15 protein-coding genes are annotated in these 12551 nt (G+C 61.9%); 10 read left to right on the top strand and 5 right to left on the bottom strand.

The genetic code is table 11. The annotated features are described in order from the left end of the window. The first annotated feature begins 4 nt into the window (after window positions 1-4). The 4 genes from HNO86_RS24340 (at window position 5) to HNO86_RS24325 (ending at window position 3922) form a co-directional block, all read left to right on the top strand. On the top strand, window positions 5-1060 hold the full coding sequence (locus HNO86_RS24340; RefSeq protein WP_175379469.1) for an acyl-CoA dehydrogenase family protein: 1056 nt from the start codon (window positions 5-7) through the stop codon (window positions 1058-1060). A 126-nt stretch (window positions 1061-1186) separates the two neighbouring features. Beyond that, the gene (locus tag HNO86_RS24335) at window positions 1187-2335 is read left to right on the top strand and encodes an acetyl-CoA C-acetyltransferase (RefSeq protein WP_175379468.1); all 1149 of its coding nucleotides are present in this window, start codon (window positions 1187-1189) and stop codon (window positions 2333-2335) included. A gap of 61 nt (window positions 2336-2396) precedes the next feature. Further along, the gene (locus HNO86_RS24330; protein ID WP_175379467.1) at window positions 2397-3272 is read left to right on the top strand and encodes an SDR family oxidoreductase; all 876 of its coding nucleotides are present in this window, start codon (window positions 2397-2399) and stop codon (window positions 3270-3272) included. 140 nt (window positions 3273-3412) lie between these two features. Beyond that, window positions 3413-3922 carry a DUF1993 family protein gene (locus HNO86_RS24325; protein WP_175379466.1) on the top strand — a complete coding sequence of 170 codons (510 nt, stop codon included), beginning with the start codon at window positions 3413-3415 and terminating at the stop codon, window positions 3920-3922. A 73-nt stretch (window positions 3923-3995) separates the two neighbouring features. Here the strand turns inward: HNO86_RS24325 and sstT are convergent, their stop codons facing one another. Continuing rightward, on the bottom strand, window positions 3996-5216 hold the full coding sequence (sstT, locus tag HNO86_RS24320) for a serine/threonine transporter SstT (protein ID WP_175379465.1): 1221 nt from the start codon (window positions 5214-5216) through the stop codon (window positions 3996-3998). A gap of 290 nt (window positions 5217-5506) precedes the next feature. Here sstT and HNO86_RS24315 point away from each other — a divergent pair, with 290 nt between their 5' ends. Then, entirely contained in the window at window positions 5507-6667 is a 1161-nt protein-coding gene (locus tag HNO86_RS24315) for an MFS transporter (RefSeq protein WP_175379464.1), read from the top strand. Here the strand turns inward: HNO86_RS24315 and nhaR are convergent. Further along, complete coding sequence (gene nhaR / locus HNO86_RS24310) at window positions 6654-7553, bottom strand: transcriptional activator NhaR (protein ID WP_175379463.1); 900 nt, start codon at window positions 7551-7553, stop codon at window positions 6654-6656. The two genes, HNO86_RS24315 and nhaR, sit on opposite strands and share 14 nt — an antisense overlap. A gap of 176 nt (window positions 7554-7729) precedes the next feature. Here nhaR and HNO86_RS24305 point away from each other — a divergent pair, with 176 nt between their 5' ends. Further along, window positions 7730-7972: a hypothetical protein gene (locus HNO86_RS24305; RefSeq protein WP_175379462.1), complete on the top strand. Its 243-nt coding sequence runs from the start codon at window positions 7730-7732 to the stop codon at window positions 7970-7972. Between the two features lie 28 nt (window positions 7973-8000). After that, window positions 8001-8750, top strand: coding sequence for a TerC family protein (locus tag HNO86_RS24300; protein WP_175379461.1), 750 nt, complete (start codon window positions 8001-8003; stop codon window positions 8748-8750). 81 nt (window positions 8751-8831) lie between these two features. Here the strand turns inward: HNO86_RS24300 and HNO86_RS24295 are convergent, their stop codons facing one another. Then, window positions 8832-8999, bottom strand: a complete 168-nt coding sequence (locus tag HNO86_RS24295; protein ID WP_175379460.1) for a hypothetical protein — start codon at window positions 8997-8999, stop codon at window positions 8832-8834. 167 nt (window positions 9000-9166) lie between these two features. On the opposite strand from HNO86_RS24295, the gene HNO86_RS24290 reads away from it, so the two are divergent. The 3 genes from HNO86_RS24290 (at window position 9167) to HNO86_RS24280 (ending at window position 10427) form a co-directional block, all read left to right on the top strand. Continuing rightward, window positions 9167-9895, top strand: a complete 729-nt coding sequence (locus HNO86_RS24290; RefSeq protein WP_175379459.1) for a peptidase C39 family protein — start codon at window positions 9167-9169, stop codon at window positions 9893-9895. 92 nt (window positions 9896-9987) lie between these two features. Continuing rightward, window positions 9988-10194, top strand: coding sequence for a DUF6021 family protein (locus HNO86_RS24285; protein ID WP_175379458.1), 207 nt, complete (start codon window positions 9988-9990; stop codon window positions 10192-10194). Window positions 10195-10211: 17 nt separating this feature from the next. Then, complete coding sequence (locus tag HNO86_RS24280; RefSeq protein WP_175379457.1) at window positions 10212-10427, top strand: hypothetical protein; 216 nt, start codon at window positions 10212-10214, stop codon at window positions 10425-10427. A 54-nt stretch (window positions 10428-10481) separates the two neighbouring features. Here HNO86_RS24280 and pbpG read toward each other — a convergent pair whose 3' ends face one another. Together pbpG and folD are read right to left on the bottom strand one after the other, a co-directional pair. Continuing rightward, window positions 10482-11420: a D-alanyl-D-alanine endopeptidase gene (pbpG, locus tag HNO86_RS24275; protein WP_175379456.1), complete on the bottom strand. Its 939-nt coding sequence runs from the start codon at window positions 11418-11420 to the stop codon at window positions 10482-10484. A 237-nt stretch (window positions 11421-11657) separates the two neighbouring features. Beyond that, window positions 11658-12512 (bottom strand): bifunctional methylenetetrahydrofolate dehydrogenase/methenyltetrahydrofolate cyclohydrolase FolD, encoded by an 855-nt coding sequence (folD, locus tag HNO86_RS24270; RefSeq protein WP_175379455.1) that lies wholly within the window; start codon window positions 12510-12512, stop codon window positions 11658-11660. Between the last annotated feature and the right edge of the window lie 39 nt (window positions 12513-12551).

Raw genomic sequence — 12551 nt, 5'->3', positions numbered from 1 at the left:
GACCATGGACTTTAGTTTCAGCCGCGATCAATTGCTGTTCCAGGACAACGTGCGCAGCTTTCTGATCAACGAAGTCACTCCCGAGCGCATCCGCGAGTTGTGGCAGAGCGACAACGGCCGCAGCGATTCGCTGTGGGCGCAACTGGTGGAGCTGGGCCTGACCGCCCTGACCGTGCCCGAGGCGCAGGACGGCATGGGCATGAACGAACTGGACTTCATCCTGATCGCCCAGGAATGCGGTTACGCCGGTCTGCCCGAACCTTTGGTGGACACCCTGTTGGTGGGCGTGCCGCTGCTGGCCGCCCTCGATGAACAGCAGGCGGCGCTCAAGCAGGACTGGTTGACCCGAGTCGCCGAGGGCCGCGCACGGCTGGCGATTGGCGAGCCGGGCAACCCGCTGGTCAGCGATGCCCATGTCGCCGATTTGCTGCTGCTCGGCCATGGCGACGAGGTGCATGCCGTGGAGCGCAGTGAGGTGCAACTGATCCGCAATGAATCGGTGGACCCCAGCCGCCAACTGTTCCAGGTGCAATGGACTCCGACGGCGGCCACCTGCGTCGCCAGTGGCGAGCAGGGCCGACGCCTGTGGGCGGATGCCTTCAACCGCGGCGCGTTGGCCAGTGCCGCGCAATTGCTGGGCCTGGCCAAGCGCATGGTCGACCTGGCGGTGGACTACACCTTCGAACGCAAGCAGTTCGGCAAACCGGTGGGTTCGTTCCAGGCGGTCAAGCACCTGATGGCCAATGTCGCGGTGCAGATCGAGTTCGCCAAGGGGCCGCTGTATCGCGCCGCCTATGCCGTCGCGCAGCAGCAACCGGGGCAGGACGTGCTGGTGTCCCACGCCAAGCTCGCGACGGCGGAAGCGGCGTTGCTCGCGGCGAAGAACAGCATCCAGGCCCACGGCGCCATGGGGTACACCTGGGAAGTGGATCTGCATCTGTTCATGAAACGCGCCTGGGCGCTGGACAAGGTCTGGGGCGATCGGGCGCTGCACAAGGGGCGCATCCGTAGCGCCTTGTTCGACGGCCAGTCCGCAATAGGCGCCGGCAGCACTTTCTGACGGTGGGAGCGAGCCTGCTCGCGATAGCGGTGACTCAGGCAATGGAGATGTTGAATGTGCCGGCCTCATCGCGAGCAGGCTCGCTCCCACAGGTTGCTGATTACAAATTTCATACCGAGGTAGACCATGCCTGAAGCTTATATTGTCGACGCCCTGCGCACCCCCACCGGGCGGCGCAAGGGTGGTCTGAGCCATATTCACGCCGCCGACCTGGGCGCCCACGTGCTGCGTGCGCTGGTCGAGCGCAACGACATTCCCGATGACGATTACGACGATGTGATCTTCGGCTGCGTCGACACCATCGGCCCGCTGGCCGGGGACATCGCCCGCACCAGTTGGCTGGCCGCGGGCCTCTCGCAATCGGTGCCCGGCACCACCATCGACCGCCAGTGCGGTTCGTCCCAGCAGGCGGTGCATTTCGCTGCCCAGGCGGTGATGAGCGGCACCCAGGACGTGGTGATCGCCGGTGGCGTGCAGACCATGACCCAGATCCCGATTTCCTCGGCGATGATCGCCGCCGAACCGCTGGGCTTCACCGACCCGTTCAGCGGCTCCGAAGGTTGGGTCCGGCGTTATGGCGCGCAGCCGCCGACGCAGTTCCGTTCGGCGCAGATGATTGCCGAGAAGTGGGATTTGTCCCGGGCGCAGCTTGAGGCCTATTCGCTGGAGTCCCATCAGCGGGCCTTGCGCGCCATCGCCCAAGGCAACTTCAACCGCGAGATCGTGCCGCTGGCCGGCTTGCGCCATGACGAAACCCCGCGCGAGACCAGCCTGGAAAAAATGGCCGAGCTGGACTTTCTGTTCGGTTGCGATCGGGTGACGGCGGCGGTGTCCAGCCAGACCTGCGATGCGGCCAGCGCGATGCTGATCGTCTCCGAGGCGGCGCTCAAACGCTACGGCCTGACGCCACGGGCGCGGATCCACCACATCAGCGTGCGCGCCGAAGACCCTGTCTGGATGCTCACCGCGCCGATCCCGGCCACGGCCTACGCGCTCAAGCGCGCCGGCATGAAGCTGGACGACATCGACCGGGTGGAAATCAACGAAGCCTTCGCCTCGGTGGCGATGGCCTGGCTGAAAGAGACCGGCTACCCCCATGAGCGCACCAACGTCAACGGCGGCGCCATCGCCCTCGGCCATCCCCTGGGCGCCACCGGCACCCGCCTGATGTGCAGCCTGTTGCATGAACTGGAACGCAGCGGCGGACGCTTCGGTTTGCAGACCATGTGCGAAGGCGGCGGTCAGGCCAACGTGACGATTATCGAGCGTTTGTAATTTCAGAATGCCGCTACAGGGGGCCGTGTCGGCCAGTGAAAAAAAATTGAGGATGTAGAACATGAAAATCTGTGAAAACCGCGTGGTCATCATCACCGGTGCCGGCGGCGGTCTCGGCCGGGCCTACGCCCTGGCGTTCGCCGCCGAAGGCGCGAAAGTGGTGGTCAACGACATCAATCGCGAAGCGGCGCTGGCGGTGGTCGGGGAAATTCTTGGCCAGGGCGGCAGTGCCGTGGCCAACAGCGACGACATCACCGGCTATGACTCGGCGGGGCTGATCGTGCGTCAGGCGATCGAAACCTTCGGTGGCCTGAACGTGGTGGTCAACAACGCCGGCATCTGCCGCGACCGCATGTTTGCCAGCCTCACCGAGGCCGATTGGGACGCGGTGGTGGCGGTGCACCTCAAGGGGCATTTCTGCATAGCCAGCCATGCCAGCAAATACTGGCGCGAACAGGCCAAGGGCGGTGCGAAGGTCGATGCGCGAATCATCAACACCAGTTCCGGTGCGGGTCTGCAAGGCTCCATTGGCCAGTCCAACTACGCGGCGGCCAAGGGCGGCATCGCCGCGCTGACCCTGGTGCAGGCTGCCGAACTGCGACGCTACGGCATCACCGTCAACGCCCTGGCCCCGGCCGCCCGCACCGGCATGACGGAGCAGGTGTTCGCCGAGACCATGAAGAAACCGGAAGAGGGCTTCGACTATTTCGCCCCGGAAAACGTTGCGCCGCTGGTGGTATGGCTCGGATCCGAGGCCTCGGCCGATGTCACCGGGCAGATGTTCGAGGTCGAGGGTGGCAAATTGTCCATCGCCGACGGCTGGCGTCGTGGCCCTCAGCTGGACCGCAAAGGGCGCTGGGCGGTGGGGGAGATGGGCGAGGCCGTGGCGCAGTTGCTGACCCAGGCCGTTCCGGCGGCGAAGGTGTACGGCAGCTGAACGGATAAAAAAGTCCAGTCTGGTGCGCGCTGCCCATGGCTATAATCGGCGCACCGCAAATCCCACTGTAGGAGCGAGCAGGCTCGCTCCTACAGAAGATCCAGAAGATCAATACGATCACTCATCAGACGAGACCCACCATGACCATTTCCCTCTACGACGCTTCCATCCCGGTCTTCCAGCAAATGCTCAACGCCCTGAGCGATGTGCTGAAAAAGGCCGAAGCCCACGCCAGCGCAAAAAACATCGACCCGAATGCCTTCCTGCAAGCGCGCCTGTACCCGGACATGTTCCCGCTGGTACGTCAGGTGCAGATCGCTGTCGACTTCACCAAGGGCGTGTCCGCGCGTCTGGCCGAGATCGAACTGCCGAAGTACGACGACAGCGAAACCACCTTCGCCGAGCTGCAAGCGTTGATCGCCAAGGTTCTGGCCTTCGTCGGCGAGATCAAGCCGGAGCAGATCAATGGCAAGGAAGGCATCGAGATCGTGACCCGTCCGGGCACCCCTAAAGAGAAGCGCTTCTCTGGCCAGGCCTACTTGCTGACCTACGGCCTGCCGCAGTTCTTCTTCCACGTCACCACCGCCTACGCGCTGCTGCGTCACAACGGTGTGGAAGTGGGCAAGCGTGATTACATGGGCGCGTTCTAAACCGTCCGGATACGAAAAAACCCGCCTAGGCGGGTTTTTTTGCTTTTCGCTTCCTGTAGGAGACGGGGGCGGGTCAGGCCGTGCGTTCTTCGCCCAGGCAAGCCGCCGCCGTGAACAGCACGTCGGTGGAGGAGTTGAGCGCCGTTTCCGCCGAATCCTGCAGCACACCGATGATGAAGCCCACCGCCACCACCTGCATGGCAATCTCGCTCGGGATGCCGAACAGGCTGCACGCCAGCGGGATCAGCAGCAGCGAGCCGCCGGCCACACCGGAAGCGCCACAGGCACAGATTGCCGCGACCAAGCTCAGAAGGATGGCCGTCGGGATGTCCACGGCGATGCCCAGGGTGTGCACGGCCGCCAGTGCCAGCACGGTGATGGTGATCGCCGCACCGGCCATGTTGATGGTTGCGCCCAGTGGAATCGACACCGAATAGGTGTCCTCATGCAGGCCCAGGCGTTTGCTCAGTTCCAGGTTGACCGGAATGTTCGCCGCCGAACTGCGGGTGAAGAACGCGGTGATGCCGCTTTCCCGCAGGCACATCAGCACCAGCGGGAACGGGTTGCGGCGCAGTTTCCAGAACACGATCAGCGGGTTCATCACCAGCGCCACGAACACCATGCAACCGAGCAGCACGGCCAGCAGGTGGGCGTAGCCGATCAGGGCGCCGAAACCGGACGTGGCCAGGGTCGAGGCGACGAGGCCGAAAATCCCCAGCGGCGCGAAGCTGATCACCAGCCGTACGATCACGGTCACGCCGTTGGACAGATCGCCCAGCACCTCGCGGGTGGTGTCGCCAGCATGGCGAATGGCGATGCCCATGCCGATCGCCCAGGCCAGAATGCCGATGAAGTTGGCGTTCATCAGCGCGCTGACCGGGTTGTCGACCACGCTCAGCAGCAGGCTTTGCAGCACTTCGCCGATGCCGCCCGGCGCGGTGACGGCCAGGTTGTCGGTGGACAGCACCAGGTTCGACGGAAACATCATGCTGGCCACCACCGCGACCACGGCGGCGCCGAAGGTGCCCAGCAGATACAGGAACAGGATCGGCCGGATATGGGTTTCCTGGCCATGCTTGTGGTTGGCGATGGACGCCATGACCAGCACGAACACCAGGATCGGCGCAACGGCCTTCAGTGCCGAGACGAACATTTTGCCGATGAAACCGGTGGCCTTGGCGACTTCAGGGGCGAGCAGGGCCAGGGCGATCCCGGCGATCAGGCCGATGATGATCTGCGTGACCAGGCTTGTGCGTTTGAGGCGTTGCAATAGAGAAGGGGATGAAGCTGTCATAAAACGGCATCTCGGATTTTATTAGGTGCGGGTAAACAGGGTGCGGGTAACGCGACATCGAGGCCGAAAAAGGCCGATGTTCAGGGGGTACGTTTCTCGGGGCGCGGACTTTAGCACAGCGCAGGTCCGATCTTCAGACCTGTGACGATCTGCCACCCAAATGTCGGAGGCGATTTGCAGGTTCGTGCAAGCCTGATCGGACACACTCTGTTAAGCTTCGCCATCCTCATTTTCAATCTGCCAGTGGGCCTTCGGGCTAGCGCTGGTGTTGTCGTTTTTCTGGAGTGTGCATGCTGTTTCCCATCCTTCTGCTGTCGGCCGCCGGTTTTACCGTGCTGACAACGGAGTTCGTCATCGTCGGCCTGTTGCCGGCCATCGCCCGTGATCTCGACGTCAGCATTCCCCAGGCCGGGTTGCTGGTGACCCTGTTCGCCTTCACCGTCGCCGCGTTCGGGCCGTTCCTCACCGCGTTCTTCGCCCGCTTCGAGCGGCGCAAGCTGTTCATTTCGATCCTGATCATGTTTGGCCTGGCCAACACCCTGGCAGCATTGGCGCCGAACATCTGGGTGATGGCCTTTGCCCGGCTGGTTCCGGCCCTGGGCCTGCCGGTGTTCTGGGCGCTGGCCAGCGAGACGGCGGTGGACATCGTCGGCCCGGACTACGCCGGCCGCGCCATCGCCAAGATCGGCTTCGGCATCGTCTGCGCCACGGTGTTCGGTATTCCGGTGGGTACGCTTATTTGCGATGCGTTCGGCTGGCGCAGCGCCTTCGCCATTCTGGCTATCGTGGCTTTTGCCAAGGCGTTGCTGCTGTTCATCTACCTGCCGAAAACCAGCCTGCATCAGCATCAGGTCAGCTTCCGCTCGCAATTCAAGATCCTGCACAGCCCGTTGATGGTCGGCCATGTGCTGCTGTCGATCGTGGTGTTCAGCGGCATGTTCACTGCCTACACCTACCTGGCGGACATCCTCGAGCGCTTGGCCGGGTTCGACGGCACGGTGGTCGGCTGGTGCCTGATGGGCTTCGGCGCGGTGGGGCTGATCGGCAACTCGCTGGGCGGACGTGCGGTGGATCGTCATCCGCTGGTGGCTTCGATGATGTTCTGCGCCTTCATGATTGCCGGTCTGGTGGCGCTGGTGCCGAACATCCATTCGCCCTACGGGCTGGCGGCGGCGATGGGCATCTGGGGCATAACCCAGGCGGCGCTGTTTCTGGTCAGCCATGTGCGTCTGATCAAGGCCGCCCCCGAAGCACCGGCATTCGCCGCCTCGCTGAACATCTCCGGGGCCAACCTGGGGATCGGTCTGGGCGCGATGATCGGCGGCCGGGTGATCGACAGCGTCGGCCTGCAGGGCCTGGGTTTTGCCGCCGCCGCATTGATCCTGGCCTCGATCCTGCTGGCCATCGCGCTGATGACCTTCCAGCCTCGGGACGCCGTTACAGCGCCGTAAACAGCTCGCGTCGGGCACCTTCGGTAATGGCGACAATGCCGGGGTGCTTGACCTTGCGATCCACCGAAATGGCGTAGAACGACTCGCTCACCGCGTCGGTCTGGCCAATCACCTCCACGCCCATCTGGCGTTTCACCTCGTCGGCGATCACGCTGGGGCCGATGAAAATCCCGCTGCCGGACTGGCCGAAGGCCTGCATCAAGGCACTGTCATCGAACTCGCCGACGATCTGTGGCTGGATCTGCTGCTCGGCGAACCAGCGCTGCAAGCGGCTGCGCACCACGGTTTCCGCCCCGGGAATCAGCAGCGGTGCGCCGTGCAGGCTGCGGGGGAAGTCCTGGCCGTAACGGGTGGCCAGCTCTGCGGTGGCGAAGAAGCTGATCCCGCATTCGCCGAGTTTCTGGCTGTAGCCCTTGATGTCCAGGTGGGTCGGCATTGGGCTGTCGGAAATCACCAGGTCCAGGCGCTGGATGGCCAGGTCCGCCAGCAATCGCTCGAGCTTGTCTTCGCGGCAGGTGATGCGCAGCGGTTCGGTCAACTCCATGGTCGGCGCGATCAGGCGGTAGACGATGGACTTGGGCACCACATCGGCCACGCCGACCCGAAACAGGATCTGCTGTTCATTGGGTTGCGCCCGCAGCATCAGTTCCAATTCGCCACCCAGCTGAAACATTTGTTCGGCGTAGGGCAGGGTTTGGCGACCGGCTTCGGTCAGCTCCAACTGCCGGCCGACCCGGCGGAACAGCTCGATCCCGTAGGTTTGTTCGAACAGGGAAATCTGCCCGCTGATGGTCTGGGGCGTCAGGTTCAGCTGCTCGCAGGCGCGCACGATACTGCCGGTCTTGGCGACGACCCAGAAGTAGTGCAGTTGGCGGTAGTTCAGCATGTAGATGTAATTCCTCGTACACATCCCCCTGCACAGCTCCTACAGGGAAATAATTCGTAAATATCGAAGTATATACGCCAAAAATACGAATTTTCCTGAAGTGTTCATCTCCCTAGAATGCATCGCTATCAACGGGCCATCGCTGTGGCCCGTTTCGTTCTATCGAGGAAAACATCATGAAGCTTAAAACCACGGCGCTGCTGATTACGTCTTTACTGGTTCTGGCCGGTTGCGATCAGGCCGAAAAGAGCGCCCAGCAACTGATGGGCAAGGCTGCCGAAAGTGCCAAGCAGGCCATCGACGACACCCACAAGGCCGCCGAACAGGCGCTCAGCGAAGCCACTGGCGGCTTGATCAGCAAAAAAGAACCGGCGGAAAAAGACTCGGAAAAAACCGAATCGTCCTCCCAGGAAATCTAAACCGTCTACAGCGAGTCAGGACTGACCCATGGAATACCTTTTACAGCTAGCCGCCAGCCCTACCGCGTGGATCGCGCTGGCCACCCTGGTGGTGATGGAAATCGTGCTCGGCATCGATAACCTGATCTTCATCTCGATCCTGACCAATAAACTGCCCGAGCAGCACCGGCAGAAGGCACGGCGAATCGGTATCGGCATGGCGCTGATCCTGCGTCTGGGCCTGCTGAGTACCATCGCCTTCATCGTCCAGTTGACGGAGCCGGTGATCGATATTCTCGGCCATGCGTTCTCCTGGAAAGACATGATCCTGATCGCCGGCGGCCTGTTCCTGTTGTGGAAAGCCACCACCGAGATCCATCACAGCATGGACCCGGCGCCGGACGATCCGACGTCGAAGACCTCCACCGTGACCCTGGGCTTTGCCGCGGCGATCGGCCAGATCCTGATGCTGGACATGGTGTTCTCCATCGACAGCATCATTACCGCTGTCGGCATGACCGAGCACTTGCCGATCATGATCATCGCGGTGGTGGTGTCGGTACTGGTGATGTTGCTGGCGGCTGATCCGCTGGCCAAGTTCATCAACGACAACCCGACGGTGGTGATGCTGGCCCTGGGGTTCCTGATTATGATCGGCATGACGCTTATCGCCGAAGGCTTCGGCGCCCATGTACCGAAAGGGTACGTCTACGCGGCGATGGCGTTCTCGGCGGCGATTGAAGTGCTGAACATGATGTCCCGCCGGGCCAAGCAGAAGCGTCTGACCGCTGAAGCGTAACCTGGGCTGAAATGAAACGGCCGCCTGCTCTCGAAAGACAGCAGGCGGCCGTTTTTTTATCTGAAGGATTGAAAGGGCACGTCAGTGGGCGGTGGCGTGACGCCTCGTGGTTTTTTCGGGCTGTACCCGTTTGGCCGGTTGAACGGGATGATGGTGGCGACGCGCAATGCGCAGAACGCCCCACAACATGGCGGCGGCAACGGCCAGCCAGCCGGAAATCAACATCACGATCGTCATTGTCAGGCTCATTGATGCCTCCTCTTTGCCCTGCGGCGGGCACACGCACCTTGCAAGTGACAGTCTAGTCGCTACCGTGTTTCAAGCTATTGACCGAAGGTCGACTGTCACCAACCAGTTCGCTCTATCGAAAGCCTTCGACTACCGGTTAAGGCTATACCGACGCCGCCGGGCGTCCTATGATCCACAGCCAAGCCGGGAAGCGGATTGCCTGGCGTCTGAACAAGAGAGTGAGCATGGTGCGGGTAATTTCTCGATTTCTATCAGTGGCGGTCATCGTTGGTTGTGTTGCCGGTCTTGCCGGTTGCGCCGGCAGCGTGTCGCCACAGATCAAGCGTTTGCCGGAGCGGGTAGAGCTCAGCGGCAGGTTCTATCGCGGCGTGGCCAATCAGAGCGGGCCGCAGGTGCTGGCCAGCATGCTGTCCCAGCAAGGCATCGTGATCACGCCGGGGCTGCTCGAGAAATCGTTGCATGTGCCGGGCGGCGAGGCTCAGTTGCAGCAGAACATTCAGAACGTCGCCCGGGAATACGGCATGGTGGTTTATCCCCTGGACAACAATCTGCCGGCCTTGTTGACCCAGGTGGCGGCGGGTTTCCCGGTGATGGTGCGCTTCACCGAAGGCACGGCGCTCTGGTCCGAACCGCGTTATGCCATTCTGTCCGGATATAACCGCCAGAAGCAGACCGTGCTGCTGCGCGCGGGCATGGAGCAGCGGTTGATGATGAGCTTCGGCTCGTTCGAATCGGCGTTCAAGGACGCCGGCGGCTGGGCGGTGCTGATTCAGTCACCGACGCAGATTCCGGCCGAAGTCGACAGGCAGCGCTGGCTCAAGGCGGCCAATGATCTGGCCCAAGCCGGCCGGGAGCAGGCGGCAGCCCAGGCCAGGCAGGCGTTGTCGGCGCACTGAGGCCGTTCGTCATTTGCCGGGCACCGTACTGCATGCAGGCCATCTGAAGGACAAGGCCCGCAAGTTCCGGGCTTCGTTCACAGGAGGTGTCCATGGCACATTCCAATACCCCTTCCGGTCCACACTCATCCGAGCATTCGTCTGGCGATGAGTTGGGGTTCGATCCCGATTCCCCGGACCTCGACGACCCCCAGGTCGATCCCGTCGGGCCCGCCAAGGCACCCAAAGACGTGAAACCGGGTGACAATCCCAAGGCGCCGTCAAAACCCTATGACCCGCTTGGTGATCTGAAACCCTAGCTGCGATGGAGGTGCGTATGTCTACTGACTCGAGTTTCAACGACAAACGTCCGGAAAATGTTCCGACGACGCCTGAAGAAAGTGTCGATCCGGTGATGGATCCGGACAGCCCGTTGCGTGATCCGCTGGCCCGGCCGGCCGTGGCGCCGACGGAACATCCCAAGGGCTGGAACGATCCGAGCAAGGGGGATGGCATTCCGGATGACGATCAGATGCCGTTGCCGAATGATTGATTGGAGCAATAAAAAACCCCGACAAGTCGGGGTTTTTTATTGTCGATTGCGTTGTTACTTCGAAGCCTCGACCACACCGCTCTGGCGCTGCTTGAGGTTCTTGTCCGATTTGTATTGCAGGGCAACGGAAGGCACATCGGCGCTTCTGCCGGTCTCGACCCAATTGCGCAGGCGACTGGCGTCGGCAAAGTGGGTGTACTTGCCGTAGGCATCGAGGATGACCATCGCCACCTTGCGATTGCCCATGTACGTTACCAGCACCAGGCAGTGGCCGGCTTCGTTGGTGAAACCGGTTTTCGTCAGCTCGATGTTCCAGTCCGGCTTGCGCACCAGGTGGTCGGTGTTACGGAAACCCAGGCTGTAGTTGGGCTTGCGGAACGACACGGTCTTTTCCTTGGTGGTGCTCAACTCGGTCAGCAGCGGGTACTTGTGCGCGGCGACCAGCAGCTTGCTCAGGTCGCGAGCGGTCGAGACGTTGCGCGGCGACAGACCGGTCGGCTCGACGAAGTGCGTGTTGGTCATCCCAAGCGCCTTGGCCTTGGCATTCATCGCGGCGATGAACGCGGCGTAACCGCCCGGGTAGTGGTGCGCGAGGCTGGCGGCTGCGCGGTTCTCGGACGACATCAGGGCAATCAGCAGCATTTCCCGGCGCGGCATTTCGCTCTTGAGCTTGACCCGGGAAAACACGCCTTTCATTTCCGGCGTGTTGCTGATGTCGATGTTGATGTACTCATCCATGTTCTGTTTGGCTTCGACCACAACCAGGCCGGTCATGAGTTTGCTGACCGAAGCGATGGGTACAACCACGTCTGGATTGCTGGCGTAGATGACTTTGTTGGTCTGCATATCCAGCAACAGCGAACTGCCGGAAGCGAGCTTGAGTTTCGAGGTGTCTCGAGGTGCGGCGGTGGTTTCGCCGGCGATGGCAAGAGGCGTGATCAAAGTCCCTGTAAGTGCAAAAACTAGGCTCAGGATGGAAAGACGGATTTTCACGCTGGCAGACTCATAAAGTGTTGATACGCCGTTATGTAACGGGCTATTTCGTAAAAGCGCGACATTCTGGAGTATGGCTGAATAACTGTCGATGGTTGTTCGAGGGTGGCGTGAAAGTCGTTGGAAACATGAAAAAAAAGTCACTTTCCGGCGGATGGTCATGCCAGTTCGGCAGGCAAAAAAGAACCCCGCCGTGGCGGGGTTCCTTGTGTCGCTGATTTGCCTGAGCAGTGTGTATCAGCTGTGCAGGGCTTCTGCGGCGTACAGGGTGTTTTCCAGCAGGCAGGCGCGAGTCATCGGGCCTACGCCACCCGGCACCGGAGTGATCCAGCTGGCGCGGGGCAGGGCGGTTTCGTAGACAACGTCGCCGACCAGCTTGCCGTCTTCCTGGCGGTTGATGCCGACGTCGATCACGATCGCGCCTTCCTTGATCCACTCGCCCTTGACCAGGCCAGGCTTGCCGGCGGCAACGACCACCAGGTCGGCACGACCGACGTGACCGGCCAGGTCCTTGGTGAAACGATGGGTGACGGTCACGGTGCAACCGGCCAGCAGCAGTTCCATCGCCATCGGACGGCCGACGATGTTGGAAGCGCCGACGACGACGGCGTCCATCCCGTACAGGTCGGCACCGGTGCTTTCCAGCAGGGTCATGATGCCTTTGGGGGTGCATGGACGCAGCAGCGGGATGCGTTGGGCCAGGCGACCGACGTTATAAGGGTGGAAACCGTCGACGTCTTTGTCCGGACGAATGCGCTCGAGCAGTTTCGAGGCGTCCAGGTGTTCAGGGAGGGGAAGCTGCAACAGGACGCCGTCGATTGCCGGGTCGTCGTTGAGGCGATCGATCAGATCGGTCAAGGCTTCTTGAGTGGTTTCGGAAGGCAGGTCGTAGGCCTGGGACAGGAAGCCGACCTCTTCACAGTCTTTACGCTTGTGCGAGACATAAACCTGAGAGGCAGGATCGCTGCCGACCAGGATCACCGCGAGGCCTGGCGTGCGCAAGCCTTGCTGGCGACGCTCGTTGACGCGTTGGGCGATCTGCTGGCGCAGGCTGGCGGCGATCGATTTGCCGTCGATAAGTTGTGCAGTCATTGCGCGTGATTAACCATCGAGAGGGGAAAAAAAGAGAGC

Origin of the sequence: Pseudomonas sp. C1C7 (genome assembly GCF_013359595.1) — a bacterium.
Lineage (GTDB): Bacteria > Pseudomonadota > Gammaproteobacteria > Pseudomonadales > Pseudomonadaceae > Aquipseudomonas.
Note: the sequence above shows the minus strand (reverse complement) of the source record. Positions and strands in the feature narration are given on the sequence as shown.